This window comes from Streptomonospora salina, from assembly GCF_014204715.1.
Lineage (GTDB): Bacteria > Actinomycetota > Actinomycetes > Streptosporangiales > Streptosporangiaceae > Streptomonospora > Streptomonospora salina.
The window spans coordinates 3,701,330-3,727,517 of record NZ_JACHLY010000001.1; the positions used below are offsets into that span (position 1 = coordinate 3,701,330).

The window sequence follows — 26,188 nt, forward strand, 5'->3', positions numbered from 1 at the left end:
CGTCCCGCGAATCCGGCGCTGCCCCGCAACTGTGAGCCCCGCCCCGGCGGGCGAGCCAGGTCGCCTCCGCGGTGCCGCGGCCGATTGTCCTCGCGGGAGGGCGGACCGCACCGCGCAGCGCGCGGGCTCCGTCTCTCTGCCGCGCCCATCGAGACCCAGAAGGAGCCCCGTGCCAAGCGCACGCCGCCTGTCCGCCGCACTGCTGCTGGCAGCACTCACGCTCTCCGCCTGCGGCGGCCCGCAGAACTCCGGCCAGGACCAGGACCCCTCCGAAAGCCAGGACGCCGGTTTCCCCGTGACCGTGGAGGACGCCTCCGGCGAGGTCACCCTCGAATCCGCGCCGGAGCGCATCGTCTCCCTGACGCCCTCGGTCACCGAGATGCTCTTCGCGATCGACGCCGGCGACCAGGTGACCGCCGTCGACGAGCACTCCGACCACCCCGAAGAGGCGCCGACGACCGACCTGTCCGGTTTCGAGCCCAGCGTCGAGGCCATCGTCGAGTACGAACCCGACCTGGTGGTGCTGGCCCGCAACGCGGCCGAGACCGCCGACCAGCTCAAGGAGGTCGACGTCCCGGTGCTGATCCTGCCGTCGGCCGCCGACCTCGACCAGGCCTACGACCAGATGCGCACACTCGGCGAGGCCACCGGGAACGCCGACCGCGCCGGCGAGGTCGCCGATCGGGTCGAGTCCGACGTCGACGCGATCGTCGAGGAGACCACCGCCGAGATCGGCGAATCGGATCTGACCTATTACCACGAGCTGGACTCCGGGATGTACTCGGTCACCTCCGAGACGTTCATCGGCCAGGTCTACGACCGCTTCGGCTTGCAGAACATCGCCGACTCCACCGAAGACACGGCCGGCGGCTACCCGCAGCTGTCCGCGGAGTACGTCGTCGATCAGAATCCCGACCTGGTCTTCCTGGCCTACCCGGGCGAAGGGGCCGTCGAGGACCTCGGCGAGCGCCCCGCGTTCGACAGCATCGACGCTGTGAGCGACGGGGACGTCGTCCACCTCGACCCCGACATCGCCTCGCGCTGGGGCCCGCGCGTGGTGGACCTGGCCGAGAGCGTCTCCGCGGCCGTCACCGACGCCGCCCAGGAGGGGTAACGGGGCCGTGCGACATAAGCGGACCGCCTGGCTGTGGCTACCGCTGGGCCTGGCGGTGCTCGGCGCCTGCATGCTCCTCGGCGTGGCCGCCGGGGCCGCCTCGCTCGGCCCCGGCGACATCGCCGCAGCGCTGCTGAGCCGCATCCCCTTCAGCCCCGTCGGTTCCCCGCTGAGCGGGCTGCAGGAGTCCGTGCTCCTCGAACTGCGGCTGCCCCGCGTGGTGCTGGGTGCGCTGGTGGGCGGGCTGCTCGCCAGCGCCGGCGCCGCCTACCAGGGGGTCTTCCGCAACCCGCTGGCCGACCCCTACCTGCTCGGCGCCGCCGCCGGCGCGGGCCTGGGCGCCACCCTCGTGCTGGCCTTCGGCCGGGAGGTGCTGAGCTCGCCCGGGTCCGTGGTGCCGGTCGCGGCGTTCGCCGGCGCGCTGGCGGGGGTGGCCGCGGCCTACGCGCTCGGTTCCGCGGCGGGCGGAAACGGCACCGCCACCCTGGTGCTGGCCGGTGTCGCCGTGTCGTCGTTCCTCTCCGCGGCGCAGAACCTGGTGCAGATGATCCGCGTCGAGGAGCTGCGGCGCATCTACTCGTGGATGCTCGGCGGCCTCGGTACCGGCGGCTGGGACGACGTGACGATGATCGCGCCCTACGCGGCGGCGGGCCTGCTGGTCCTGATGGGGTGCGGCTACCTCCTCGACATGCTCGCGCTCGGCGACGAGAAGGCGCTCAGCCTGGGGCTGAACGCCACCGGCGTGCGGCTGCTGGTGATCTCGGCCGCGTCGCTGGCCACCGCGGCGGCGGTGTCGGTCAGCGGACTGATCGGTTTCGTCGGGATCGTGGTTCCCCATATCGTCCGGCGCCTGGTCGGGACCGGGTACCGGATGATTCTGCCCATGTCGCTGCTGAGCGGCGCGGCGTTCCTGGTGCTGGTCGACATAGCAGCCCGGACCGTGATCGCGCCCGCCGAGCTGCCGCTGGGCGTGGTGACCGCGTTCGTGGGCGCCCCGTTCTTCGTGTTCATCCTGCGGGCGACACGCAGCAGAGCCACCTGAGGCGCCGGCGCGGGACCTGATCCGAAGGCGTGATCTGGGATACTGGGCGCCGTTGTGGCTCCTCCCCGGGCCGAGGATCGCGCGCGGCATCGGCGTCCAGGGCGCACGCACACGCTAGGAGACTGATGGACTACACGATCTTCGCCGTAATCATCTTCGCCGTCGCCCTGCTCGTCGTCGGCGGAGCGTTCCTGATTCGGCCGCGCCGTACCGGGGCCCCTCCGGAGCCGCCGCCCGACGAGCGTGCCGACGGTACCGCGGGCGCGGCGACGGCGGAGCCCGAGGCGCCCACCGGCGAACAGGAGGGCACTCCCGAAACCGCCCCGGTAGAACCGGCCCCGGCGGCCCCGGAGATCGAGACCCCGCCGCCCTCGGCGGGCCGGCTGGTGCGGCTGCGCGCCCGCCTCGCGCGGTCGCAGAACGTATTCGGCAAGGGCCTGCTGAGCCTGCTGGCGGCGGACCGGCTCGACGAGTCCTCCTGGGAGGAGATCGAGGACATCCTGATCACGGCCGACGTGGGCGTCACCTCGGCCGCCCAGATCGTCGAGAACCTGCGGACCAAGGTCAAGGTGCTGGGCACCCGCACCCCCGACGACGTGCGCGAGCTGCTGCGTGCGGAACTGCTCGCCCAGATCGGCACCGACCGGGACCGCACCGTGCACACCGAGCAGCACGCGGGCGGGCCCGCGGTGGTCCTGATCGTCGGCGTCAACGGCACCGGAAAGACCACCACCGCCGGCAAGCTCGCCCGGGTGCTCGTGGGCGACGGCCGCAGCGTGGTCCTGGGAGCGGCCGACACCTTCCGCGCCGCTGCGGCCGACCAGCTGGAGACCTGGGGTTCGCGCGTCGGTGCGCCGGTGGTGCGCCGGGACGAGGGCGCCGACCCCGCGAGCGTGGCCTTCGAGGCGGTTGCGCGCGGCATGGACGACCGCGCTGACACGGTCATCGTCGACACCGCCGGGCGGCTGCACACCAAGACCGGCCTGATGGACGAACTCGGCAAGGTCAAGCGGGTCGTGGAGAAGAAGAGCAGCGTGGACGACGTGCTGCTGGTGCTGGACGCCACCACCGGCCAGAACGGGCTGCGCCAGGCACGGGTGTTCGCCGAGGCGGTCGACGTCTCCGGCATCGTGCTCACCAAGCTCGACGGCACGGCGAAGGGCGGAATCGTCGTCCAGGTCCAGCGTGAGCTGGGCGTTCCGGTCAAGCTCGTGGGACTGGGGGAGGGCCCCGACGACCTGGCGCCCTTCGACCCCGAGGGGTTCGTCGACGCCCTCCTCGAAAACGTCGAATAACCCGGTCGAACAACCCGGTCGAACAACCCGGTCGAACAACCCGATCGACCGGCCCGGTCGGACAACCGCGCGGGGCGGCTGCAGCCGGGGCCCCGGCAGTCTCCGAGCGCCACGTGGCCGGGCCGTCCTGGAAGCTGCGGGCACGGGCTGACGCGCCCCGCGCTCTCAGCCCGTGCCCGCAGCCCCGCGGTGTCCGATGAAAGGGCCGGGCCGCTCCGCGCCCCCGCTCCGGTCGGCCGGTTCACCGTCGCTTAACACACCGGGCCGTCTCTTCATGCCGGTGCAACACACCTGGCGGCGCTGGGAAACACATGCCTCCGATCGTGGTGCCCGTGGTGATCTCCGGGCCCGATGACGTGCTCGCCGATCCATCCCTCGGACGAACGAATCGATCCCCCGCCCGATCTATGGAGGCGACACGATGGAAGGCATCGACAGCGGTACCACCGCGTGGCTGCTGATCTCATCGGCACTGGTGATGCTGATGACCCCCGGACTGGCTTTCTTCTACGGCGGCATGGCCCGGGCCAAGAGCGTGCTGAACATGATGCTGATGAGCTTCGCGAGCATCGCGCTCGTCAGCGTCCTGTGGGTGCTCGTCGGCTATTCGCTGGCCTACGACTCGGCAGGCCCGTTCGTCGGCGGCCTGGGCTACCTGGGAGTCACCGGACTCGTCAACGACGTCAGCGGCGGCATCCCGGTCCTGCTCGACGTCGCCTTTCAGATGATGTTCGCGGTCTTGACGGTGGCCCTGATCAGCGGCGCCATCGCCGACCGCGCGAAGTTCGGCGCCTGGCTGCTGTTCGTGCCGATCTGGTCGGTGCTGGTCTACTCCCCGGTGGCCTACTGGGTCTGGGGAGACGGCTGGGTCAGCGCCCTGGAGATCGGCGGCTACGAGGTCGTCGACTTCGCCGGCGGCACCGCGGTCCACATCAACGCCGGCGCCGCCGCCCTCGCGCTCACCTTCGTGCTGGGCCGCCGCAAGGGCTTCGGGTCGGAGTCCATGCGCCCGCACAACCTGCCGTTCGTGCTTCTGGGCGCGGCCCTGCTGTGGTTCGGCTGGTTCGGCTTCAACGCGGGCTCGGCCTACGCCGCCGACGGCGCCGCCGCCCTGGCGCTGCTCAACACCCAGGTCGCCACGGCCGCCGCCACCGGCGCCTGGATGCTGGTCGAGCGCATCCGCTACGGCAAGGCCACCGCGCTGGGCTTCGCCTCGGGCGCCATCGCGGGTCTGGTCGCCATCACCCCGGCCGCGGCCGACCTGACCCCGCTGGGCGCGGTCGTGCTGGGCCTGATCGCCGGTGCCGTCTGCGCCTACGCGATCAGCTGGAAGTACAAGTTCAAGTACGACGACGCCCTCGACGTCGTCGGCATCCACATGGTCGGCGGCATCATCGGCTCGCTGCTCATCGGTCTGCTGGCGGCCTCCTCGGCCGGCGGCTCCGCGGGCCTGCTCTACGGCGGCTCCGCCGGTCTGCTGGCCGTCCAGGCCATCGGTGTGGTGGGCGTGCTGGTCTACTCCTTCGTGGTCACCTACGTCATCGCCAAGGTCATCGACCTGGTGATGGGCTTCAGGATCCCCGAGCACGTGGAGACCAACGGCATCGACGCCGAGCTGCACGACGAGACCGCCTACGCCTTCGACGAGCTGGACGAGTTCGAAGGCGGCGAGTCCTCCTCACCGACGCCTCCGGGTGGGGAGCTGGCCTCACGGCAGGCGCGGTCCTGATCCCGACTCAATGTAGAGGCGGTGCGGCCGAGCCGCAGCGGTGAGGCTGACGCCGGGCCGGCGGGGAGCGATCCCCGTCGGCCCGGACGCGTGTGCGGCGGCGTGGGCTGCCTCACGTCCGCACCCCCGCCGGAGCCCGGCCGCGACGCGCCGGCCCCGCCCGCATACGCCGACACCGCGGCCGGGACCGGCCAGCACCGTCTGCGGGCGCGTCGGCCGTGTAGCGCGTCGGTGCCCCGACCCGTTGGGTACGCTTAGCCGCAACAACGAGGGCGCCGGACATGCGCCGCGGCCCCTGCCCGCCTCCCGCAGCATTCCGCGCCCTCTTGGCAGAACGTGCCCGGAGCCGAATCGACGGCCCGCGCGTCCCATTCATCCAGCCAAGTTCCCCAGACACCACATGCACCCCATGGCAAGGGGGCAGGAGGCAAGATGTCGTCGGCTCTTCGCACCACCCGCCGATCGCGCGGATTCCCCGCATTCGCGGCGGCGGCCGCTGTCGTGATCGGCGCGTCCGGCTGCTCCATCGACCTCAGCGAGTTCCGCCCCGGAGCCGACAGCGAGGAGCCCTCTCCCTCGCCCACGCCCGTGGAGGCGGCTCCGCTGCTGGAATCGGCGCTGGACAGTCTGCGCGGGCAGTCCGCCGTGGCCGTGCAGGGCCGGATGTCCGAGGGCGAGGACGGCGTGGTCAGCGACGTATCGCTCACCACCACCGGCGCCGGAACCGCGCATGGCACGGTGCAGACCAATGAGAACGAGGCCGAGGTCCTGCAGGCCGACGGCAAGCTCTTCGCCAACGCGCCCGACGCGTACTGGCTGGACAAGAACATCACCAACCCGGACGCCGACTCCTACGCCGGCTCCTGGGTGCGGTTGGACGGCGGACAGCTGGGTGTCGACCCCGCCTCCATGCTGGCGCCCGCCGCGGTGGCCGACATCCTCGGCGCCATGGCCCCGCCCGGCGGCGAGGCCGAGCTGGAGAACCTCGACGGCACCACCGCCTACCGCGTCGATCTCAACGGCGGCGACAGCAACCGGGTGTGGATCGGGGAGGACTCCGGGCGGCTGCTGCGCGCCGAGATCGAGGAGCTGACCCCTGAGGGCGCCGACTCCGGCCCCCGCACCCGGTTGGACTTCACCGTCCCCGAGGACCCGGACGTGCAGACCCTCTACGACGATGTGCTGACCGTCGCCGAAGACGGGCTGAAGGGCGTGCCCGACGCGCGGATGAGCGTCAACTGGAGCGAACAGCTGAACCTGGACTGCCAGACCGGCGGTGCCTGCGAGGTATCGGGGACCGCCGAGGACACCTCCGACGGCGGCGGGGACACCAGCGTCACCGTACGCATGGACGCCACGGTGGAGAACGACGAGCTCGGTTCCAAGGAGTGCGACGACTCCGCCGAGCTGAAGGCGGGCGAGAGCACGGACCTGTCCTGCGGCGTCAACTTCAGCCTGCAGCCGAGCACGTCGCCGGTGAGCTACGAGATGAGCGGCGACGCCCGGCTGTCCACGCGCGGGCTCGGCGGCGACGCCCGCACGGCCCTGGTCTCGGCCGTGCAGGACGAGCGCGACAGCGCCTCCGCGGGCGGAGAGCCGTCCGGGGACGCCTCCGGATCCCCCGACGAGGGCGACGCGAGCGGCGGCTGATGCACCCCGCATGCCGGACGCGCTTCCGCCGGGGCGCGTTCGGCGTGTTCCGGCAGGTAGCCTGGGAAGTCAATCCCGAGACGAAGGACTGGCCAAACTCGTGTTCGAGACGCTATCCGACCGGCTGACCTCGGTCTTCACCTCGCTGCGCGGCAAGGGACGGTTGTCCGAGGAGGACATCGACACGACCGCGCGGGAGATCCGTCTCGCGCTGCTGGAAGCCGACGTCGCGCTTCCCGTGGTCCGGGCGTTCATCGCGCGGATCAAGGAGCGTGCCCAAGGCGCCGAGGTCTCCAAGGCGCTGAACCCGGCGCAGCAGGTCATCAAGATCGTCAACGACGAGCTCATCGACATCCTCGGTGGCGAGACCCGTGAGCTCCGCTTCGCCAAGAACCCGCCGACGGTCATCATGCTCGCCGGCCTTCAGGGCTCGGGTAAGACCACGCTGGCGGGCAAGCTCGGGCGGTGGCTGGCCGCCGAGCGCAACACCCCGCTGCTGGTGGCCGCCGACCTCCAGCGCCCCAACGCCGTCACCCAGCTGCAGGTGGTGGGCGAGCGCGCCGAGGTGCCCGTTTTCGCGCCCGAACCCGGGAACGGCGTGGGCGACCCCGTCGAGGTCGCGCGGGCCTCGGTCGAGCAGGCCGAGCACAACAACCACAACGTGGTCATCATCGACACCGCCGGCCGCCTGGGTGTCGACAGCGAGATGATGCAGCAGGCCGCCGACATCCGCGACGCGGTCACTCCCGACGAGATCCTGTTCGTCGTCGACGCCATGATCGGTCAGGACGCGGTCAACACCGCCCAGTCCTTCCTCGACGGCGTCGGCTACGACGCGGTGGCGCTCACCAAGCTCGACGGCGACGCCCGCGGCGGTGCCGCACTGTCGATCCGCCACATCACCGGCCGGCCGATCATGTTCGCCTCGACCGGCGAGAAGCTCGACGACTTCACCCTGTTCCACCCCGACCGGATGGCCTCGCGCATCCTCGACATGGGTGACGTGCTCACCCTGATCGACAAGGCGCAGAGTACGTTCGAAGAGGACGAAGTCGCCAAGATGGCCGGCACGCTGGCCTCCGACGACGATTTCACCCTCGACGACTTCCTGCAGCAGATGGGCATGCTGCGCAAGATGGGTCCCATCAGCAACCTGCTCGGCATGATGCCGGGCATGGGGCAGATGAAGGACCAGGTCGAAAACGTCGACGAGAAGGACCTCGACCGCATCACCGCGATCATCCGGTCGATGACCCCGGCCGAGCGCGGCAACCCCAAGATGATCAACGGGTCGCGGCGCCTGCGCATCGCCAACGGTTCGGGTACCCAGGTCAGCGACGTCAACGGGCTGGTCACCCGCTTCTTCGAGGCGCAGAAGATGATGCGTCAGATGAAGAACAGCGGCATGCCGGGCATGGGAGGCGCGTCCGGCGCGGGCGGCGGTGCGAGCCGCAAGAAGGCCAAGGGCCAGGCGAAGAAGGCGAAGAAGGGCAAGCAGCGCAGCGGCAACCCGCTCAAGGCCAAGCAGCAGGAGGCCGAGCGCGAAGCCGAACGCGAGCGCCGCCGCGAGGAGGGCGGGGACGACCAGGCGCCGCAGCTTCCTCCCGGCCTCGGCGGCGGTCAGCAGCTGCCCCCCGGCCTGGGCGGCGGTGACATGCCCGACCTGTCGAACTTCAAGCTGCCCAAGAAGTAGGGGCGGAGCGGTCCCGGAGCGGCCCGCCTCCGCCCCGGGGACCCGCCCGGGCCCGCCTTCCGCGCGCGGAAGGCGTCCGGGCAGGTCGGCGGTGAGACGGCTCTCATGCCGGCTCGACCCGCCGAACACCTCGGCGACGCGCGTTGCGCACGTCGAGTTCTGGCACAATATGTAGTTGACCAACGGTGTGATGGGCCGGCCCTCTAACTAGCCCGGGCACCTAACGTCCCCGCCTGAACACTCGGCCGCATCCCCACGCGGCACGATGACGGGCAATCGCATCGCAACTGGGAGATACCACACCCGTGGCTGTCAAAATCAAACTCAAGCGTATGGGCAAGATCCGTACGCCGCAGTACCGCATCGTCGTCGCCGACGCCCGCACCAAGCGCGATGGCCAGTCCATCGAGGAGATCGGGAAGTACCACCCGAAGGAAGAGCCGAGCTTCATCGAGGTGAAGTCGGAGCGGGCGCAGCACTGGCTCTCTGTGGGGGCGCAGCCCACCGGCCCGGTCAAGACCATCCTGAAGCTGACCGGTGACTGGCAGCGTTTCAAGGGGCTGCCGGAGCCGCAGTCGCCGGTGAAGGTGGCTGAGCCTAAGGACAAGGAGGCCGAGGAGGCCGCCTTCCAGGCTGTGCTCAAGGAGATGGTGCTGCCGGACAACGAGTCCGCGAAGGGCGGCGGCAAGTCCAAGAAGTCCTCAGGCTCGGAGAAGAACTCCGGCAAGTCCGAGAAGACCGCCGAAGACACGACCACGGAGCCTGAGGGCGAGGCCTGACGTGCTGGAAGAGGCGCTTGAGCACCTGGTCCGAGGCATCGTCGTGAACTCCGACGATGTCCAGGTGAGAGCCCGCAGGCTCCGCAAGGGCAAGGTACTCGAAGTCCGGGTCCACCCCGACGACCTCGGGAAGGTCATCGGCCGCAACGGGCGCACCGCCAAGGCGCTGCGCACCGTCGTCGGCTCGCTGGCGGGCGGGCGCTACGTCCGCGTCGACCTGTTGGACCTGAACGAAGTGCGCTGAGCGCCGGTTCCGGTTCCGGCCGTCCCGCACCGCGGGCCGTGCGGCCGGAACCGGGGCCTCCGCGCCGTTCCCCGGGAGCGGCGCGGCGCCGTCATGCGCGCGAAGCGTTTTCGCGCGCCCGGAACCGCAGGAGGACGATGCGTCTCGTAGTCGGCCTGATCGGCCGCGCCCACGGGATCCGCGGCGATGTGGCCGTCGAGGTGCGCACCGACGACCCCGATGCGCGTTTCGCACCGGGAGCCCTCCTGCACACCGACCCCCCGGGGACCGGTCCGCTCACCGTGGCCTCCGCGCGCACGCATGCGGGCCGTCTGCTGGTGCGGTTCACCAGCGTCCGCGACCGCACCGCGGCCGAAAGGCTGCGCGGCACCACCCTGCTCGTCGACTCCGCCGACGTCGCCTCGACCGGCGATCCCGACGAGTTCCACGATCACGAACTCGTCGGTCTGCGGGCCGAAACCACCGAGGGCACCACCGTGGGCACCGTCGCCGACATCCTGCACAACGCCCAGGACGTCCTGGTCATCACCGGCACCGACGGCGCCGAAGTGCTGGTGCCCTTCGTCCGCGAGCTCGTTCCCGAGATCGACACAGACGCGGGCCGCTTGGTGCTCGACCCTCCGCCCGGACTGCTCGACCTGGGCGAATGATCCCCGGGCGCAGTGCCGGAGCGACCGCCGGCATCCGCCCCTGACCGCATCGTCGGCGGCCGCGCGCCGCACCCGCCGCCGGGAGCATCCGCACGCCTATGCGCATCGACATCATCACCATCTTCCCCGACTACTTCGCGCCGTTGGAGCTGTCGCTCATCGGCAAGGCGCGGGCGGCGGGCATCCTCGACATCCGGCTGCACGACCTGCGGACCTGGACTTACGACCGGCACAGCACCGTCGACGACACCCCCTACGGCGGCGGTCCCGGCATGGTCATGAAACCCCAGCCCTGGGGCGAGGCCCTGGATTCGGTCACCGCCGGCGCAGAGGCGCCGCCCCGGCTGGTGCTGCCCACGCCCAGCGGGGCCCCGTTCACCCAGAACGACGCCAAGCGGCTGTCCGCGGAGCCGTGGCTGGTGCTGGCCTGCGGGCGCTACGAGGGCATCGACGCCCGCGTGCCGGCCGACGCGGCGCGGCGCATGCCGGTCGAAGAGGTGAGCATCGGCGATTACGTGCTGGCCGGCGGCGAGTCGGCGGCACTGGTCGTCGTCGAGACGGTCTCCCGGCTGCTGCCGGGGGTGCTGGGCAACGCGGAGTCGGCGGTGCAGGACTCGTTCGCGTCGGGGGCGATGGAGAACCTGCTGGAAGGCCCCGTCTACACCAAGCCGGCGCAGTGGCGCGACCAGGAGGCGCCGCCGGTGCTGCTGTCGGGCGACCACGGTGCGGTGGACCGCTGGCGGCGCCACGAGGCGCTGCGCAAGACCGCGCGCAACCGGCCCGAACTGCTGCGTGAACTGGCCGCCCGGCGCCTGGACGAGCTGGAACGCAGTGACCGTGAGCTGGTGCTGGAGCTGCTGGAGCGAGTCCCGGAGGAGTAGCGCCGAGCCCCCGCGGCCGGTGCCGCTACCGGGCGGGTCGACGGGCCGGGCCGGTCGACGGACCGGGCGCCCCTATGCAGGTCGCCCGGCGGAGGCGGTCGGGCTCGGTTACAGAGTGGTGGCGAACCTGTGGCAGACTGGGGGAGTTGCCCTTGCCGTCGCGCGTCGTTCGCATGCCGCCGTTTCACTCCTGGCGGCCGCGCAGACCCGGCAGAGGCGCACCGTAGGACCCCAGCAGCAGATCCGCCCGCGCGAACCGCACTGTCCGTCGCCGGCGCGCAATCGATGAGGAACAGCTGAGATGCACACCGCTATTCAGGAAATTGAGAAAGCCCAACTGCGCTCGGACATTCCCGATTTCCGCCCGGGCGACACGCTGAACGTGCACCTGCGCGTTACCGAGGGGAACCGCTCGCGCGTCCAGGTTTTCAAGGGCGTCGTGATCCGGCGCCACGGCGCAGCCAACCGCGAGACGTTCACCGTCCGCAAGATCAGCTACGGCGTGGGGGTGGAGCGCACCCTGCCGGTACACAGCCCCGTGATCGAGAAGCTCGAGGTCGTCCAGCGCGGCCGTGTCCGCCGGGCGAAGCTCTACTACCTGCGCCACCTGCGCGGCAAGAAGGCCCGCATCCCCGAGCGCCGCTGAGGCCCGACCGCGCCCGACGCATCGCGGCTGTGGCTTTCCCGACACGCAGTGCCGCGCTCGGATAGGCTTCGGTTCCGATGGACAACGAAGATTCGGCCTTCGGTGCGGCGGTCTGCGCAGTGGTTCGCGCCGGCGGCACTCGGTCCCGCAGTTCTGGCTCTCCCGTGCGTCTGCACGGGGGAGCCAGAGTCGTGTCGGGACGGTGTGTGCCACCAGGGCCGGTACAGCGGGCGAGGCCGAGGCCGAGAGCGGGGGTTCGATGAACGCCAAGCGTGAGAGCACGGACGAGAAGGCGCAGAAGTCGGGGTCGTTCTGGAAGGAACTGCCCCTGCTGATCGTCATCGCCCTCGTCCTGGCTTTCGTCATCCGCACCTGGATCGCCCAGCCGTTCTGGATCCCTTCGGGGTCGATGGAGAACACGCTGCTCGTCGACGACCGGGTGATCGTCAACAAGCTGGTCTATCAGGTACGCGATATCGAGCGCGGCGAAGTCGTGGTCTTCAACGGCGAAGGTTCCTGGGACGTCGGTCCCAGCATGTCGGTACCCGAGGAGTCGACCAACGTCGTCGCCGACGCGTTCACCTGGGTCGGCCAGCAGTTCGGGCTGACCCCCAACGGCCGCGACTACATCAAACGCGTGATCGGCGTGCCCGGTGACACGGTAGCCTGCTGCGACGCGCAGAGCCGGGTCACGGTCAACGACCAGCCGCTGGACGAGCCCTACCTGTTCCCCGGAAGCGTGGAGAGCCATCGGGAGTTCGGGCCGGTGACGGTACCCGACGGCCACGTGTGGGTGATGGGCGACCACCGCATCGCGTCCCAGGATTCGCGCAAGCACCAGAAGGATCCGGGCGGAGGAGCGGTTCCCATGGACCACGTGGTCGGGCGCGCGTCGGTGATCGTATGGCCCGTCGACCGCTGGAGCACCCTGCCCGCACCGGAGACCTTCGACGGCATCGGGGACAGCGGATCGGCGGAAGCCGGCGGCGAGGACGGGCAGGACGCTCAGGCGACCGGGGGTTCCGGGGCCGCGGGGGACTGAACCGCCCGCGCGGTGCTGACCGGCGGTGCCGCGCGCCAACCGCCCGTGCGCGGTCCGCTTCCCGGGCGGTTGACACGTAGCGCATCATGGTTGCTGTGAGTTGACAGCACGACGCGGGATCCCGTTCTCGCGAGACCCCACAGGCGAAGGGGGCCGGGCCGCTCAACCGGGACTGCACGACGAAAGCGAGCGCGAAATGAGTTCTGAGGACCTGGAGAAGTACGAGGCCGAGATGGAGCTGCAGCTCTATCGCGAGTACCGCGACGTCGTCGGCCTCTTCAGCTACGTGGTCGAGACCGAGCGGCGGTTCTACCTCACCAACCACGTGGATCTGCAGCCGCGCAGCACCGAGAACGGTGAGATGTACTTCGAGGTCACGATGGAGGACGCCTGGGTGTGGGACATGTACCGCCCCGCCCGGTTCGTTCGGAACGTGCGCGTGGTGACGTTCAAGGACGTCAACGTCGAGGAGATCACGAAGTCCGATCTGGAGGTCCCCGCAACGGGCAGGCCCCAATAACCGGCACAGCCCCTTCGCCGCCGGGTCGCGCTCGCACAGTGCGCCCCGGCGGCGTTCGTGTGTCGTGCGGGGCGTGATCCGCACCGCGTCACGGATCGCGGTAGGCGCGCCAGCCTGAAGCGCCGCGTTCGACGAATCCGGCTGCGGCGAGCAGCCCCAGGCTGCTCAGCGCGGTATCGATTCCGGTGCTGGCGGCTTCGGCGATCGATGCGGTCCCGGCGCAGGTGCGCTTCGGCACCGCGGCGAGCACCCGCCGGGCCGTGTCGTCGAGGACGCCGCCGCCGACGGCACCGCCGTCCCCCGCCTCGCGCAGGTCGGTGCCGATGCTGCCGACCTGTTCGACGACGTCGTCGGTGTTGGTGACACAGACCGCGGCGCCGTCGCGCAGCAGCCGGTGGCACCCCGCCGACAGCGCCGAGGTGACCGGTCCCGGAACGCCCATGACCGCGCGGTGCAGTCGGTGGGCGTGGCGCGCCGTGTTGAGGGCGCCGCTGCGCGCCCCCGCCTCGACGACCACGGTGCCGGGGGTGAGCGCCGCGATGATCCGGTTGCGCACCAGGAACCCGTGCCTGCTGGGCGGCGCACCGGGCGGATGCTCGCTCACCAGCGTTCCGCGCGCCGCGATGTCGGCGAAGAGGTTCTCGTTGCCGCGCGGATAGGAGAGGTCCAAGCCGCAGGCGAGGACGGCCACCCCGGGCGCCGCTGCGGCGAGGCCGCCGCGGTGCGCCGCCGCGTCGATGCCGTAGGCACCGCCGGAGACCACCGTCCACGACCGCTGCCCCAACCCCCAGGCGAGGTCGGCCGCCACGTGCAGGCCGTAGGCCGTGGCCGCCCGCGCCCCCACGACCGCCACCGAGCGCAGGCACGCGTGCCGCAGGTCGCGCGTGCCGCGCACCCACAGCGCATACGGGCGCTCCCGGCCGAGCTGGTCGAGCTGGGTGGGCCATCCGGGGTCGCCCGGTACGACGAGCCGGCTGCCGATCTCCGCGGCCGCCGCCAGGAGCGCGTCGGTGTCCACCCCGGCCGCCCGCTGCCGCCAGCGTGCGGCCCGATCGGCGGCGCCGCCGCGGGCGTCCGGCGGTGCCGGCGGGGTACGGCCGCGCCGCAGCGTCTGCCAGACGGCGGCTGCGCCGTGCTCGTCGAGCAGGGCACCCATGGCCGGGTCGCCGGGACCGGCGACGGCGGTCAGGCCGGCGCGCGCCGCGGCGTCGTCGGAGGTGTCGGCGGTTGCGGCGGGCGGATGCCCGGTAGGGGCGCCGGCGGGGCGCTCATCCGGGATCCGGGGCGGTTGGGACGGGGGCTCGGGACACGGCATGGTAGCGGCGGCGCCGCGTGGCCGGAGCACGGCCGGCACCGGCGCCGCCTTCCTCCCTTCGCGGGCGGGGCGGACGGGATTGCGGCGGGCGGGCGCGCATGCGCGGCCGGTCCGCAGGTGCGGTGCCCGGGGCGGATAGGGCGGGGCGCGGCGCTCATTGCGCGCGTCCCGTCCACAGGGCGTAGGCGAAGGCGGTGTCTGCGGCGACGGGTTCGGGCCGGTCGGCGAGGTCGGCGAGGGTCCAGGAGACCCGGAGGGAGCGGTCGAGGCCGCGGGCGCTGATCTCACCGCGTTGCAGGGCGGTGGCGAGGACGCCCATCGCCGCGGGGGCGACGGGGAAGCGGCGGCGCAGCTCGGCGCCGGGGACCGCGGCGTTGGTGGTCCACGGGGTGCCCGCCAGGCGCGCGGCGGCGCGTGCGCGGGCCTTGGCGACACGCTCGGCGACGGTGGCCGAGGACTCCGCGTAGCTGCGGTCGGCGAGCAGTTCGGCGTGGGCGACGGGCTGAAGCTCGACCTTGAGATCGACCCGGTCCAGCAGGGGCCCGGACAGCCGGGAGAGGTAGCGGCGGCGCTGGGTGGAGGAGCAGGTGCAGGCGTTGCCGGGTTTGCCGCAGGGGCAGGGGTTGGCGGCCAGCACGAGCAGGAAGCGGGCGGGGAACCGCACCGTCGCCGCCGAGCGCGCGACCGTGACCTCGCCGGTCTCCAGCGGCTGGCGCAGCGAGTCGAGCACGCCCCGCGCGAACTCCGGGGCCTCGTCGAGGAACAGCGCGCCGCGGTGCGCCAGAGACACGCAGCCCGGGCGCAGCCGGGTGCTGCCGCCCCCGACGACGGCGGCGCGGGTGGCGGTGTGGTGGGGCGCGCAGAACGGCGGTTCGACGATCAGCGGCCACCGGTCGGGCAGCAGGTCCGCCGCCGAGTGGATCGCGGTGACTTCGAGGGACTCCTCGGCGGCCAGCCGCGGAAGCACGGTGGGCAGGCGCTCCGCGAGCAGGCTCTTCCCGGTTCCGGGCGGGCCGATCATCATCAGGTTGTGGCCGCCCGCCGCGGCGACCTCCACGGCCCGCCGTGCCACGGGCTGTCCCAGCACGTCGGCGAGGTCGGGTGTGCGGTGGTCGGAGGCGGCCTCGGTAGGATCACTGTGCTCGGGCTCGGATCCGTCCTCCGCGTCGAGCGGATCGTCGACGGGCTCGCCGCGCAGCCGCGCCAGCAGTTCGACCAGGGAGGAGACCCCGACCACGTCCGCTCCGGGAACCAGGCGGGCTTCGGCCGCGTTGCCGCGGGCGACCACAAAACTCGTGCATCCGCATCGGGTCGCGGAGAGGACGGCGGGCAGCACGCCGCTGACCGCGCGCGTGCGGCCGTCCAGTCCGAGTTCGGCCAGGACCACGGTGCGGTGCAGCCGCTCCGCCGGTACGGCGCCGGCGGCCGCCAGTACGGCGGCGGCGATCGCGAGGTCGAACCCGCTGCCGCGCTTGGGCAGACTGGCCGGCGACAGGCTCACCGTGATGTGGCCCTCGGGCCAGTACTCGCCGGAGTTGACCACGGCAGCCCGGATGCGGTCGCGGGCCTCGCGCAGGGCGGTGTCGGGGAGACCGACGATGGTGAGCCCCGGAGGGCCGCCGCCCAGGTGGGCCTCGATCTCGACGATGTGCCCGTCGATGCCGATCAGCGCGGTCGAGCGGGTGCGGGCCAGCGCCATCACGCCACCCCCCGGTGGTGGCGGATGAACACGCGGCCGTCGCGCGGGGCGAGGACGCAGACGACGTCGATCCGGAGCGGCCGACCGGCGGCGCCGTGCTCCGCGGCCCACCGCCGCGCGAGCCGGCGCAGGCGTCGGCGCTTGGCCGCGGCGACCGCCTCCAGCGGGGATCCGAACCGTAGCCCGGTGCGGGTCTTGACCTCGGCGACGACGATGGTCGGGCCGTGGCCGGCCACGATGTCGATCTCGCCCTCGGGGCGGCGCCAGTTGCGCGCGAGGATGCGCAGGCCGGACCGCGCCAGGTAGGCAGCGGCGGCGTCCTCGCCTTTCCGGCCGAGCGCGGTCGTGCGGGGCGGCGGGGCGGGAGCGGGGGAGGAGGCGGTTCCGGTGTCGTGGCCGCGGTGCGGGCGAGTGCCCATGCAAGGGCGGAAGGGACTCATACGTCCAGCGTGATCGGACCGCGCCGGCGGCTCCAGGCGGATTCTGCGGCTGTGGACGACGTGAGGGTCCGGGTGGAAGGGGCGCCGGGGGTGCGGCGACGGGGACCGGACCGCTCAGCGGGCGAGCCGGCGTGCCGCCGAGCGCACGCCGGGCGCTTCAGCCGGACGGCCCACCGCCGGGAACCCCGCGGCACCCGGCGCGAGCACCGCCCGGCCGGGGCCCGGGAGGTCGCGGCACTGGGGCGGCCCGATCCGTGCGGGAACCCGGAGGGCCCTCCCGGGCGGTGCACGCCGGGCCGACGCCGGGAATGGGCTTGCGCCGAGGGGGCGGCGTGTTCCACGTTTGGCGAAGGCGGGCTTCAGCAGCGGGCGAGGGGGACGCATGGCGAACAGGGGCGACGCCGCCGTGGCCGGCGGTCCGCTGGTGTTCGTGTCGGGGCAGGCGCCGATCGACGCCGACGGCGCCGTCGCCGACGGCGACGCCGCGGCCCAGGCCCGGCAGGCCTTGCGCAACGTGGCCGAGGTGCTGGCCGAGCACGGAACCGACGCCCGCCACCTGGTGAAGCTCACGTACTACCTGCGCCATACCGCCGATCTCGGCGACGTGCGCCGGGCCTCCGCGGCGTATCTGGACCACGGCCCCCGCCCCGCGAGCACCCTCGTCGAGGTCAGCGGTCTGGAGGACCCGCGATTCCTGATCGAAGTGGACGCGGTGGCGTGCCTGCCGCGCGAAACCGGTGCGGGGCTCCGATGAGCGGCGACCCCGAAGGGCGGCGCGAGCTGCTGGAGGAGCTGCGCGGACACGTGGCGGTGGACCGGTCGCCGCACACGGTGCGCGCCTACCTCGGCGACGCCCGCGCGCTGCTGGACCACCTCGACGAGACCGGCCGCGGCGTCGACGGCCTCGACCTGGCGGCGCTGCGCGACTGGCTGGCCCGCATGCACGACCGGGGGGCGGGACGCTCGACCATGGCGCGCCGGGTCGCCGCCGCCCGGGTGTTCACCGCGTTCCTGTACCGCACCGGGCGGATCGGGCACGACCCCGGCCCCCATCTGTCGGCGCCGCGCCGGAACCGTCCGCTGCCCGAGGTGCTGGACGAGCGCGAAACCGCCGCCGCCCTCTCCGGAGAGCGGGCGGCGGGTGTCGGCACCGACCCGGCCGGGCTGCGCGGCCGCGCGGTGGTCGAGCTCCTCTACGCCACCGGCATCCGCGTCGCCGAGCTGTGCGCGGTCGACGTCGACGACGTCGACCGCGAGCGCCGCACCGTGCGTGTCCTGGGCAAGGGCGACAAGGAGCGGGTGGTGCCGGTGGGGGTGCCCGCGCTCGAAGCGCTGGACGCCTGGCTGCGGCAGGGCCGCCCGCGGCTGGCCGCCCCGGCCGCCGGCCCCGCCCTGTTCCTCGGTGCGCGCGGGGGGCGGCTGGGGACGCGTTCGGCCCGCCGCGATGTGCACGCCTACCTGCGGGCGCGCGGCACCGACTCCGCCCCCCACGGCCTGCGCCACAGCGCGGCCACCCATCTGCTCGACGGGGGAGCCGACCTGCGCAGCGTGCAGGAGATCCTCGGCCACGCGTCGCTGTCCAGCACCCAGATCTACACCCACGTCTCGATCGAGCGCCTGACCCGGACCTACAACCGGGCGCACCCGAGGGCGTGACCGCCGTGGCGAGTGCCGGATCACCGCGCCGCTCCGAGCGGCAGCAGCCGTACCCGGCCCAGCCCCAGCGCGGCCAGCGGGTCGAGGTAGGTGCCGCCGTGCCGGAGCCCCCAGTGCAGGCAGGTGCGCGCGCCGCAGTGCGCCCCGTCTTCGGCCACGGCCGCCAGTTCCTGTCCCGCCGCGACCCGCGAGCCCCGCTCCACCCGCGGATCGACCGGCAGGTGGGTGGTGCGCAGGCCGCCGTGGTCGACGCTGACCACACCGGTCCCGGCGACGGTCCCGGCGAACGCCACGCGGCCGGCCGCGGCGGCGCGCACTGCGGCGCCGGGGTCGGCGGCCAGGTCGACGCCCCGGTGGCCCGCGAGCCAGCGCTCGGCCGGCGGATCGAAGGGCCGCAGCACGTGCACGGGCCCGTCCAGCGGGGCGCGCCACCGCCCCTCCCGGGCCCCCGCGGGCGCCGCGCCGACGAACGGGGCGAATGCGAGTGCCGCAAGGCAGCACGCCAGGGCGCGACGGGTGCGGTGCGGGCGGGAGCGCGGGCGGTGCGGTGCCGGCATGGTTTCATCCTGATCCGCCCGCCGCCCGCCCCGCCAGGCGGACGGGCGGCCTGTGGACACGGGGCCGTCGCGCACTCCGGATCCGCATGCGTGCCCGGATCCCGGTGCGCGGTCCCGCGCCGGGGCGCCGGAGGGCGAACCGGACGATCGGAGGTCCTTGACACACACCGGGGCCGCCGATAGGCCCCGACGCACCCCGAGGGCGGCTAGAATTCCAGGAGGTTCACCAGAGCCGACCAATACGCACGCCTCCGTGCCTTCCGAGGAAGGGGCCGCTCTTACGGTCCGTACCGCCGCGGCGGTACGGCGGGGCGGCCGGGGCGTCAGGAACTAACCGGGGCGGGACGGACCCGCCGTACAAGGAGGACCGAGTCATGGCCACAGTCGTGACCATCCGGCAGCTGCTGGAAAGCGGTGTGCACTTCGGGCACCAGACGCGGCGCTGGAACCCGAAGATGAAGCGCTTCATCTTCACCGAGCGCAACGGCATCTACATCATCGACCTGCAGAAGTCGCTGTCCTACATCGACCGCGCCTACGAGTTCGTCAAGGAGACGGTGGCCCACGGCGGCACCATCCTCTTCGTCGGCACCAAGAAGCAGGCGCAGGAGGCCATCGACGAGCAGGCCCGCCGCGTGGGGATGCCCTACGTCAACCAGCGGTGGCTGGGCGGCATGCTCACCAACTTCTCCACCGTGCACAAGCGGCTCCAGCGCCTCAAGGAGCTCGAGGAGATCGACTTCGACGACGTCGCCGCCTCGAACTGGACGAAGAAGGAGCTGCTGGGGCTGCGCCGCGAGAAGGACAAGCTGGAGCGCACGCTCGGCGGTATCCGCGACATGGCCCGCGTGCCCAGCGCGGTGTGGATCGTGGACACCAAGAAGGAGCACATCGCGATCAGCGAGGCGCGGAAGCTGAACATTCCGGTCGTCGCGATCCTGGACACCAACTGCGACCCCGACGAGGTCGACTACCCGATCCCGGGCAACGACGACGCGATCCGCAGCGTCAGCCTGCTCACCCGGGTGGTCGCCGACGCCGTGGCCGACGGTGTGCTCGCCCGCTCGGGCGCCTCCGCCGGCGCCGGTGCGGAGAAGGCCCCCGAGGAGCCGCTGGCCGAGTGGGAGCGCGAGCTGCTGGAGAAGGGCGAGACCAAGGCCGAGGCGCCCGCCGCCGCTGCTGAGGCGCCCGCTGCCGAGGCGCCGGCCGCCGCTGCTGAGGCGCCCGCTGCCGAGGCGCCGGCCGCCGAGGCCGCTCCGGAGCAGGCCGCTGCTGAGGCGCCCGTCGCCGAGGCCGTTCCGGAGCACGGCGCCGAGGCCCCCGCGGCTGAGGCCGAGGGCTCCACGGAAGCCTGACGCCCCTCAGGCGATCGCCGGTTCCCCGCGCCCGCAACGGGCGCGGGGAACCCCGCCCGGGTCGTTTCCGGCTCGGGACCTGTGAGACCCGTCGACCCATACCAAGGGGATTAGAGAACAGCCATGGCGAACTACACCGCCGCCGATGTGAAGAAGCTCCGCGACCTGACCGGCGCGGGGATGATGGACTGCAAGAAGGCGCTGGAGGACAGCGACGGCGACTTCGACAAGGCCGTCGAGTTCCTGCGCGTCAAGGGCGCCAAGTCCGTCGGCAAGCGCGCCGAGCGCACGACCACCAACGGGCTGGTCGTCCTCAAGCAGGACGACGACACCGCGGCCGTGCTGGTCGAGCTGGGCTGCGAGACCGACTTCGTCGCCAAGAACGAGCAGTTCCAGAAGCTGGCCGACGACATCGCCGAGTTCGTGGCCGCCAACGACGCCGACGACCTCGCCGCCCTGGGCAACAGCGAGTACTCCGACGGCAAGACGGTGCAGACCGTCATCGAGGAGCACAGCGCCGTCATCGGCGAGAAGATCGAACTGCGCCGCTTCGCCAAGTACGAGGGCGCCTACGTCGCCAGCTACCTGCACAAGTCCGACCCGGACCTGCCGCCGACCATGGGCGTCCTGGTCGAGCTGGACACGGCCGACGCCGAGGTCGGCAAGGATCTCGCGCAGCAGATCGCCGCGCTCGCGCCGAGCTACGTGAGCAAGGACGACGTCCCCGAGGAGACGGTCGAGAGCGAGCGCCGCATCGCCGAGGCGACCGCCCGCGAGGAGGGCAAGCCGGAGCAGGCGCTGCCCAAGATCATCGAGGGCCGCGTCAACGGTTTCTTCAAGGACGCCACGCTGCTCGCCCAGCCGTTCGTCAAGGACGGCAAGAAGACGGTCGGCCAGGTCGTCGAGGAAGCCGGCGTCACCGTCCGCCGTTTCGCGCGGTTGAAGGTCGGCCAGTCCTGATCTGTTTGACATGATGGAGGTGTCGGGGTGCACAGCGCCCCGGCACCTTCGGTGGATCAGGCGGGATTTCGGTCGGCGCGCACCCGGCCGCCCCGCATTCGCACAACCACTCGGGGGAACCAGAAGGAGGCCGAGCGCCGTGTCGGAGACCGAAGGCCATGCCGCTGCGGAGGCCCCAGCCATGCATATGCACGACTCCGGCTGGGACCGTGTCGTACTGAAACTGTCCGGTGAGGCGTTCTCCGGCGGTGAGGACCTCGGTATCGATGCCGCGGTCGTCGAATACCTCGCCGAAGCGATCGCGGTCGCAGTGGCCGAGGGGATCGAAGTGGCCGTGGTCGTCGGCGGCGGGAACATGTTCCGCGGCGCCGCGATGTCCGAGCGCGGTATGGAGCGCGGCCGGGCCGACTACATGGGGATGCTGGGCACGGTCATCAACTGCCTGGCGCTGCAGGACTTCCTGGAGCGCCAAGGGGTCGAGACCCGCGTCCAGACGTCCATCCACATGAGCCAGGTCGCCGAGGCCTACATTCCGCGCCGCGCGGTCCGCCATCTGCAGAAGGGCCGCGTCGTGATCTTCGGCGCCGGCTTGGGCGCCCCGTTCTTCTCCACCGATACCACGGCCGCCCAGCGGGCCCTGGAGATCGGTGCGCAGGCCGTGCTCAAGGGGACCCAGGTCGACGGGGTCTACGACTCCGACCCGCAGCGCAATCCCGACGCCGTCAAGTTCGACCGCCTTGAGTACAACGAGGTCCTGACCCGCGGCCTGAAGGTCATGGACGCGACCGCGGTCAGCCTGTGCATGGACAACGGCCTGCCCATCGTCGTCTTCGACCTGATGGGCGAAGGCAACATCGTCCGCACGGTGCGGGGGGAGAAGATGGGCACCATCGTGTGCCCGGCCGACCACCGCTGACACGGCGCCGACCTCCGACAGCCCGACAGATGGACTGAAGCGACACACGGGAGCCGCAATGACCGAAGAGACACTCCTCGAAGCCGAGGAGAAGATGGAGAAGGCCGTCGTGGTCGCCAAGGAGGACTTCGCCGCGATCCGCACGGGCCGCCCGGGACCGGCGACCTTCAACAAGATCACGGCCGAGTACTACGGCACCCAGACCCCGATCAACCAGCTCGCGTCGTTCGCGGTCCCCGAACCGCGCATGGTGGTCGTGTCTCCGTTCGACAAGTCGTCGATGCAGGCGGTCGAGAAGGCCATCCGCAACAGCGACCTGGGGGTCAATCCGGCCAACGACGGCAACGTCATCCGGGTGGTCTTCCCCGAGCTGTCGGAGGAGCGCCGCAAGGAGTACGTCAAGCTGGCGCGCAGCAAGGCCGAAGACGCCCGCGTATCCATCCGCAACATCCGGCGCCACGCCAAGGACTCGTTCGACAAGTCCGTCAAGTCCGGCGAGATCGGCGAGGACGAGGGCCACCGCGCCCAGGAGGAGCTCGAGGAGATCACGCAGAAGCACGTAGCGGAGGTCGACGAAATGCTCAAGCACAAGGAATCCGAGCTGCTCGAGGTCTAGCCCCCGTGACGTCCATAGATCCCGGATCAGAGCAGGACGACGATCACGGGAGAGCCGATCCGCCGCCCGCCGATTCCGGCGCCTCAGGGGGCGCTTCAGGCGGCTCCGGTGCCGCCGGAGCCGCCTCGGAGCCCTCCGGCCGCAGCGGCGACCGCGAACCGCAGCAGAAGGCTCGGCCGCACGCGTCCGGCGCCGCCCCTGCCGACCCTGCCGAGTCCGGCGCCGACGACGCCCGCCAGCGCTTCGTGCTGCACAAGCCCGACGGCGATCCCGTACGCACCGGCCGCAACCTTCCGGTGGCCGTCGCCAGCGGTGTGGCGCTGGGCGCGCTCGTCCTGCTGTCGATCTACCCCTTCTCGGCCGTGTTCGTCGCGATCACCGCCGCCGCGACGCTCATCTGCCTGCGCGAGCTGAACCGCGGGCTGGGCGCCCACGGCGCGCGGCTCGCGCTGTGGCCGCTGGGTGCGGGCGGTGCGGCGATGCAGGTGTGCGCGTACTTCGGCGGCGCCGAATGGCTCGTGGGGGCGACGGCCCTGACCGCAGTCGCAGCGCTCGCGTGGCGCCTGCGCGACGGCGCCGAGGGATACGTCCGCGACGCCGCCGCCGATCTGCTCACCCTCGCCTACGTCCCTTTCCTCCTGGCGACCTGGCAGTTGCTCATCGCCACGCCCGGCGACGGCCAGGAACGCCTGATCGCGTTCATCATCGTCACCATCAGCAGCGACATCGGCGGCTACTTCGCCGGGATCCTGATGGGCCGGCACAAGATGGCACCGGTGATCAGCCCGAACAAGACCTGGGAGGGCTTCTCCGGTTCGGTGCTGGCCTGCATGATCGCGGGGGCGCTGGCCGTGGGGCTGATGCTCGACGGCCCCCTGTGGGCCGGGGCGGTGCTGGGCGTCGCCGTGGTGCTGGCCGCCACGGTGGGCGACCTGATCGAGTCGCTGCTCAAACGCGACTTGGGGGTGAAGGACATGGGCCGGTTCATGCCCGGCCACGGCGGTCTGCTGGACCGGGTGGACTCGCTTCTGATCGCGGGTCCGGTCGCCTGGATCGTGCTCAGCCTGCTGGTTCCCTGACTCCGCCGCGCCCGGGCCGGTTCTGTTTCAACACCGGGTGAGCGTGCGCACGCCGGGCACGCTGATCGTGACCAGGCAGGCGGCGGCGACGAGCGCCGCACCTCCGGCCAGGGCCGGGCGCATGCCCACCAGGGCGGCCAGCGGCCCGGCCAGCGTTTCGCCGACGGGCAGGGCCACGAAGGACCCCAGCGCGTCGTAGGAATACACCCGCGCCAGCTTGTCCGCCGGGATGTTCTGCTGGAGCGACACCTCCCAGGCCACGCCGAACTGCTCCAGCGCGAGGCCGGTGAGGAACATGGCGGGAAGCAGGAACGGCACGGTCGGCGCATAGCCCAGGGTCAGCAGCGGAAGCGCGTCCATCGCGGTCAGCGACACGCCGAACAGCAGCGCCCGGCGCGGCTGCCAGCGCGCCGCGAGCAGACCGCCGACCAGGGCGCCCGCGGTCTCCGCGGACAGCACGACGCCCCACAGGCCGCGTCCGATCGTCGCGTCGGCGACGGTGGGTCCGAGCACCTTCACGCCGCCCGACCAGACCGCGTTGACGATCATGAACTGCAGCACCACGATCCACACCCACGGCCGCGACACGAACTCGGACCAGCCCTCGGCGAGGTCGCGCAGCGGGCGGGCGGGCCCGGTGGATGCGGGTGCGGCGACGCGGACCGCGGCGAAGGCCGCGCCCGCGGCGGCGAAGACCGCGGCGTTCAGGGCCAGCGTCCAGCCCGGACCCGCCAGCCCGACCGCGCCGCCGCCCGCCGACATCCCCACCGCCATGCCGAGCATGATGCCCATGCGCGCCACCGCGTTGGCTTGGCGCAGCAGGCGGGCGGGCACGGTCTGCGGGGTCAGCGAGACCGCCGCGGGCAGCCCGACGGCGGCAACCGCTCCGTTGACCAGGCTGAGGGCGGCCAGCAGCGGGATCGAAGCCGCACCCGTCAGTACGCTGGCGGCGATGGCGGCCTGGGAGGCGGCAGTGAGGGCGCAGGCGCCCTGCAGGATGACCGAGCGCGGCAGCCGGTCGGCGAGCACGCCGCCCGTCAGCGCGAAGACGACCAGCGCGACCGATCGGGCGCCCAGCACGATCCCCAGGGCCACCGGTGACCCGGTCAGGTCGAGCACCGCGAAGGCCAGTGCGACGGTGGCCAGCGCGTTGCCGAAGTACATCAGGCTCCGCCCGGCGGCCAGCCCGCGGAAGTTCCGGTAGCGCAGCGGAGCGCGCACGCCCGCCGGCGCGTCGGTGTGCTCGGCGGGCTCCTCGGGGGCGCTCACCGGTCCTCGTGCCCGTCCGGGACGCCGCCGCCGTCGCCGTCCGCGGGGGCGGCCGCGGCGAGCGCGAACATGACCAGGGTGGTGCCGGTGGGGATCGTGCCGGGGGTGTGCGGGGGCCGGGCGGCGGCGTGCAGGCGGTCGGCGGCGTCGGCGACGGCCCGGATCAGGCTGCGCCATTCGGCGGGGTCGATCCACACCTCGGCGTCGGTGAGGTGGCTGGGGCCGTCGGGGTGCACGAGCCCGGCGCGGCGCCGGAGCTCGGCGGCCATGGCCGCCGCGGCCTCCCGGTGGCCGCCGGGGGCACCCGCTTGGGCGGCGAGGGCGGGAGGGCCGCTGGAGGGGTCGTGGCGGTAGCGCCGCGCGAGCCCGCCCGAGACCCGAACCCGCTCGGCGATCTCCAGCAGCCCGCCCTCGTGCAGCCGGCGCAGGTGGTAGCTGACGTTGGCCTGGGTTTCGCCGAGCTCGCGCGCGGACTCGGCCGCGCTCATCGCCTGGGCGGTGAGCAGCGACAGCAGTCGCAGGCGCAGCGGGTGGGCGAGCAGCCGCAGACCGGCGATGTCGGGGTCGTAGGAGGGTGAAGGCACAGCGGGGACGCTACGCCGCGGCCACCCTTCCGTCAAAGAGTTATTTGGGGGATGGGGTGCGAGTGACGCGGGTCGCTCGTGCGGCGTACCGCACGCCGCGGACGGAGTTTTTCCGAGTGCCCGGCCCGAAAGCCCCGGTCCTGGCACGCTGGTGCCCCGACGATGCGAGGAGAGCAGATGGAATCCTGGCCGCCGCGCGACACCCTGGGCCGGATCCTGATGGATCTGGCCGGACTGAAGATCATCGATTACCACAGCACCGAGGAGGCGCCCGAAGGCCGCGTCCACCGGATCACCACCGCCCACGGCTACGAGGTGGCGCTCACCGACGGCGACGTCGCCCCCTTCGCCCTGGGCGCCGGAGCCGCCGAGTTCAACCAGACTCACACCTACAACGCCGTGTCCGACCTCATCGACGAGGTCGTCGCGCAGCGCTGGCCGTCCTGACCGGGCGCCA

At 72.3% G+C, this 26,188-nt stretch carries 27 protein-coding genes; 21 read left to right on the top strand and 6 right to left on the bottom strand.

Annotated elements, in window-relative coordinates:
* Positions 1 to 169: 169 nt before the first annotated feature.
* The 13 genes from HNR25_RS16760 (at position 170) to HNR25_RS16820 (ending at position 13,285) form a co-directional block, all read left to right on the top strand.
* On the top strand, positions 170 to 1,114 hold the full coding sequence (locus HNR25_RS16760; protein ID WP_184636577.1) for an ABC transporter substrate-binding protein: 945 nt from the start codon (positions 170 to 172) through the stop codon (positions 1,112 to 1,114).
* A gap of 7 nt (positions 1,115 to 1,121) precedes the next feature.
* Positions 1,122 to 2,156 (top strand): FecCD family ABC transporter permease, encoded by a 1,035-nt coding sequence (locus HNR25_RS16765; RefSeq protein WP_376767513.1) that lies wholly within the window; start codon positions 1,122 to 1,124, stop codon positions 2,154 to 2,156.
* A 125-nt stretch (positions 2,157 to 2,281) separates the two neighbouring features.
* Positions 2,282 to 3,451: a signal recognition particle-docking protein FtsY gene (gene ftsY / locus HNR25_RS16770; protein WP_184636579.1), complete on the top strand. Its 1,170-nt coding sequence runs from the start codon at positions 2,282 to 2,284 to the stop codon at positions 3,449 to 3,451.
* A 421-nt stretch (positions 3,452 to 3,872) separates the two neighbouring features.
* Positions 3,873 to 5,180 carry an ammonium transporter gene (locus HNR25_RS16775; RefSeq protein WP_184636581.1) on the top strand — a complete coding sequence of 436 codons (1,308 nt, stop codon included), beginning with the start codon at positions 3,873 to 3,875 and terminating at the stop codon, positions 5,178 to 5,180.
* Between the two features lie 432 nt (positions 5,181 to 5,612).
* The gene (locus HNR25_RS16780; protein WP_184636583.1) at positions 5,613 to 6,830 is read left to right on the top strand and encodes a LolA-like protein; all 1,218 of its coding nucleotides are present in this window, start codon (positions 5,613 to 5,615) and stop codon (positions 6,828 to 6,830) included.
* 100 nt (positions 6,831 to 6,930) lie between these two features.
* Complete coding sequence (gene ffh, locus HNR25_RS16785; protein WP_184636584.1) at positions 6,931 to 8,523, top strand: signal recognition particle protein; 1,593 nt, start codon at positions 6,931 to 6,933, stop codon at positions 8,521 to 8,523.
* 305 nt (positions 8,524 to 8,828) lie between these two features.
* On the top strand, positions 8,829 to 9,302 hold the full coding sequence (gene rpsP / locus HNR25_RS16790) for a 30S ribosomal protein S16 (protein WP_184636587.1): 474 nt from the start codon (positions 8,829 to 8,831) through the stop codon (positions 9,300 to 9,302).
* A gap of 1 nt (position 9,303) precedes the next feature.
* A complete protein-coding gene (locus HNR25_RS16795; RefSeq protein WP_179769298.1) occupies positions 9,304 to 9,546 on the top strand; it encodes an RNA-binding protein in 243 nt (80 codons plus the stop codon).
* Positions 9,547 to 9,683: 137 nt separating this feature from the next.
* Positions 9,684 to 10,196 carry a ribosome maturation factor RimM gene (gene rimM, locus HNR25_RS16800; RefSeq protein WP_184636589.1) on the top strand — a complete coding sequence of 171 codons (513 nt, stop codon included), beginning with the start codon at positions 9,684 to 9,686 and terminating at the stop codon, positions 10,194 to 10,196.
* 98 nt (positions 10,197 to 10,294) lie between these two features.
* Entirely contained in the window at positions 10,295 to 11,077 is a 783-nt protein-coding gene (gene trmD, locus HNR25_RS16805) for a tRNA (guanosine(37)-N1)-methyltransferase TrmD (protein ID WP_184636591.1), read from the top strand.
* Between the two features lie 301 nt (positions 11,078 to 11,378).
* On the top strand, positions 11,379 to 11,723 hold the full coding sequence (rplS, locus tag HNR25_RS16810; protein WP_184636593.1) for a 50S ribosomal protein L19: 345 nt from the start codon (positions 11,379 to 11,381) through the stop codon (positions 11,721 to 11,723).
* A gap of 259 nt (positions 11,724 to 11,982) precedes the next feature.
* Positions 11,983 to 12,765, top strand: a complete 783-nt coding sequence (lepB, locus tag HNR25_RS16815) for a signal peptidase I (protein ID WP_184636595.1) — start codon at positions 11,983 to 11,985, stop codon at positions 12,763 to 12,765.
* A 196-nt stretch (positions 12,766 to 12,961) separates the two neighbouring features.
* The gene (locus tag HNR25_RS16820) at positions 12,962 to 13,285 is read left to right on the top strand and encodes a DUF2469 domain-containing protein (protein ID WP_040274759.1); all 324 of its coding nucleotides are present in this window, start codon (positions 12,962 to 12,964) and stop codon (positions 13,283 to 13,285) included.
* Positions 13,286 to 13,373: 88 nt separating this feature from the next.
* Here the strand turns inward: HNR25_RS16820 and dprA are convergent, their stop codons facing one another.
* The 3 genes from dprA to HNR25_RS16835 form a co-directional block, all read right to left on the bottom strand.
* Entirely contained in the window at positions 13,374 to 14,600 is a 1,227-nt protein-coding gene (gene dprA / locus HNR25_RS16825) for a DNA-processing protein DprA (RefSeq protein ID WP_184636597.1), read from the bottom strand.
* Positions 14,601 to 14,754: 154 nt separating this feature from the next.
* Positions 14,755 to 16,299 carry a YifB family Mg chelatase-like AAA ATPase gene (locus HNR25_RS16830; RefSeq protein ID WP_184636599.1) on the bottom strand — a complete coding sequence of 515 codons (1,545 nt, stop codon included), beginning with the start codon at positions 16,297 to 16,299 and terminating at the stop codon, positions 14,755 to 14,757.
* Positions 16,299 to 16,718 (bottom strand): YraN family protein, encoded by a 420-nt coding sequence (locus HNR25_RS16835; protein ID WP_184636601.1) that lies wholly within the window; start codon positions 16,716 to 16,718, stop codon positions 16,299 to 16,301. The genes HNR25_RS16830 and HNR25_RS16835 overlap by 1 nt, the downstream gene beginning before the upstream one ends.
* 403 nt (positions 16,719 to 17,121) lie before the next feature.
* On the opposite strand from HNR25_RS16835, the gene HNR25_RS16840 reads away from it, so the two are divergent.
* Positions 17,122 to 17,493: a RidA family protein gene (locus tag HNR25_RS16840; protein WP_184636603.1), complete on the top strand. Its 372-nt coding sequence runs from the start codon at positions 17,122 to 17,124 to the stop codon at positions 17,491 to 17,493.
* Positions 17,490 to 18,395, top strand: a complete 906-nt coding sequence (locus tag HNR25_RS16845) for a tyrosine recombinase XerC (RefSeq protein ID WP_184636605.1) — start codon at positions 17,490 to 17,492, stop codon at positions 18,393 to 18,395. The genes HNR25_RS16840 and HNR25_RS16845 overlap by 4 nt, the downstream gene beginning before the upstream one ends.
* Positions 18,396 to 18,415: 20 nt before the next feature.
* Here HNR25_RS16845 and HNR25_RS16850 read toward each other — a convergent pair whose 3' ends face one another.
* Complete coding sequence (locus HNR25_RS16850) at positions 18,416 to 18,952, bottom strand: peptidoglycan DD-metalloendopeptidase family protein (RefSeq protein ID WP_184636607.1); 537 nt, start codon at positions 18,950 to 18,952, stop codon at positions 18,416 to 18,418.
* A 374-nt stretch (positions 18,953 to 19,326) separates the two neighbouring features.
* Here HNR25_RS16850 and rpsB point away from each other — a divergent pair, with 374 nt between their 5' ends.
* The 5 genes from rpsB (at position 19,327) to HNR25_RS16875 (ending at position 23,878) form a co-directional block, all read left to right on the top strand.
* Complete coding sequence (gene rpsB / locus HNR25_RS16855) at positions 19,327 to 20,307, top strand: 30S ribosomal protein S2 (protein ID WP_184636610.1); 981 nt, start codon at positions 19,327 to 19,329, stop codon at positions 20,305 to 20,307.
* A gap of 123 nt (positions 20,308 to 20,430) precedes the next feature.
* Complete coding sequence (gene tsf, locus HNR25_RS16860) at positions 20,431 to 21,267, top strand: translation elongation factor Ts (RefSeq protein WP_184636612.1); 837 nt, start codon at positions 20,431 to 20,433, stop codon at positions 21,265 to 21,267.
* Between the two features lie 187 nt (positions 21,268 to 21,454).
* On the top strand, positions 21,455 to 22,183 hold the full coding sequence (gene pyrH / locus HNR25_RS16865) for a UMP kinase (protein WP_184639431.1): 729 nt from the start codon (positions 21,455 to 21,457) through the stop codon (positions 22,181 to 22,183).
* A gap of 58 nt (positions 22,184 to 22,241) precedes the next feature.
* The gene (frr, locus tag HNR25_RS16870) at positions 22,242 to 22,799 is read left to right on the top strand and encodes a ribosome recycling factor (RefSeq protein ID WP_184636614.1); all 558 of its coding nucleotides are present in this window, start codon (positions 22,242 to 22,244) and stop codon (positions 22,797 to 22,799) included.
* A gap of 245 nt (positions 22,800 to 23,044) precedes the next feature.
* Entirely contained in the window at positions 23,045 to 23,878 is an 834-nt protein-coding gene (locus HNR25_RS16875; RefSeq protein WP_184639433.1) for a phosphatidate cytidylyltransferase, read from the top strand.
* A 27-nt stretch (positions 23,879 to 23,905) separates the two neighbouring features.
* Here HNR25_RS16875 and HNR25_RS16880 read toward each other — a convergent pair whose 3' ends face one another.
* Positions 23,906 to 25,147 carry an MFS transporter gene (locus HNR25_RS16880; RefSeq protein WP_184636616.1) on the bottom strand — a complete coding sequence of 414 codons (1,242 nt, stop codon included), beginning with the start codon at positions 25,145 to 25,147 and terminating at the stop codon, positions 23,906 to 23,908.
* Positions 25,144 to 25,731 (bottom strand): helix-turn-helix domain-containing protein, encoded by a 588-nt coding sequence (locus HNR25_RS16885; RefSeq protein ID WP_312862581.1) that lies wholly within the window; start codon positions 25,729 to 25,731, stop codon positions 25,144 to 25,146. Before HNR25_RS16885 ends, HNR25_RS16880 begins: the two co-directional genes overlap by 4 nt.
* Positions 25,732 to 25,908: 177 nt before the next feature.
* On the opposite strand from HNR25_RS16885, the gene HNR25_RS16890 reads away from it, so the two are divergent.
* Complete coding sequence (locus tag HNR25_RS16890; protein WP_184636618.1) at positions 25,909 to 26,178, top strand: hypothetical protein; 270 nt, start codon at positions 25,909 to 25,911, stop codon at positions 26,176 to 26,178.
* Positions 26,179 to 26,188: the final 10 nt, after the last annotated feature.

Coding starts and splice junctions, on each gene's coding strand:
- ftsY (WP_184636579.1), top strand. CDS start 2,282: ATGGACTACACGATCTTCGCCGTAATCATCTTCGCCGTCGCCCTGCTC.
- HNR25_RS16775 (WP_184636581.1), top strand. CDS start 3,873: ATGGAAGGCATCGACAGCGGTACCACCGCGTGGCTGCTGATCTCATCG.
- HNR25_RS16780 (WP_184636583.1), top strand. CDS start 5,613: ATGTCGTCGGCTCTTCGCACCACCCGCCGATCGCGCGGATTCCCCGCA.
- rimM (WP_184636589.1), top strand. CDS start 9,684: ATGCGTCTCGTAGTCGGCCTGATCGGCCGCGCCCACGGGATCCGCGGC.
- trmD (WP_184636591.1), top strand. CDS start 10,295: ATGCGCATCGACATCATCACCATCTTCCCCGACTACTTCGCGCCGTTG.
- rplS (WP_184636593.1), top strand. CDS start 11,379: ATGCACACCGCTATTCAGGAAATTGAGAAAGCCCAACTGCGCTCGGAC.
- lepB (WP_184636595.1), top strand. CDS start 11,983: ATGAACGCCAAGCGTGAGAGCACGGACGAGAAGGCGCAGAAGTCGGGG.
- HNR25_RS16820 (WP_040274759.1), top strand. CDS start 12,962: ATGAGTTCTGAGGACCTGGAGAAGTACGAGGCCGAGATGGAGCTGCAG.
- dprA (WP_184636597.1), bottom strand. CDS start 14,600: ATGCCGTGTCCCGAGCCCCCGTCCCAACCGCCCCGGATCCCGGATGAG.
- HNR25_RS16830 (WP_184636599.1), bottom strand. CDS start 16,299: ATGGCGCTGGCCCGCACCCGCTCGACCGCGCTGATCGGCATCGACGGG.
- HNR25_RS16835 (WP_184636601.1), bottom strand. CDS start 16,718: ATGGGCACTCGCCCGCACCGCGGCCACGACACCGGAACCGCCTCCTCC.
- HNR25_RS16840 (WP_184636603.1), top strand. CDS start 17,122: ATGGCGAACAGGGGCGACGCCGCCGTGGCCGGCGGTCCGCTGGTGTTC.
- HNR25_RS16845 (WP_184636605.1), top strand. CDS start 17,490: ATGAGCGGCGACCCCGAAGGGCGGCGCGAGCTGCTGGAGGAGCTGCGC.
- HNR25_RS16850 (WP_184636607.1), bottom strand. CDS start 18,952: ATGCCGGCACCGCACCGCCCGCGCTCCCGCCCGCACCGCACCCGTCGC.
- rpsB (WP_184636610.1), top strand. CDS start 19,327: ATGGCCACAGTCGTGACCATCCGGCAGCTGCTGGAAAGCGGTGTGCAC.
- tsf (WP_184636612.1), top strand. CDS start 20,431: ATGGCGAACTACACCGCCGCCGATGTGAAGAAGCTCCGCGACCTGACC.
- pyrH (WP_184639431.1), top strand. CDS start 21,455: ATGCACGACTCCGGCTGGGACCGTGTCGTACTGAAACTGTCCGGTGAG.
- frr (WP_184636614.1), top strand. CDS start 22,242: ATGACCGAAGAGACACTCCTCGAAGCCGAGGAGAAGATGGAGAAGGCC.
- HNR25_RS16890 (WP_184636618.1), top strand. CDS start 25,909: ATGGAATCCTGGCCGCCGCGCGACACCCTGGGCCGGATCCTGATGGAT.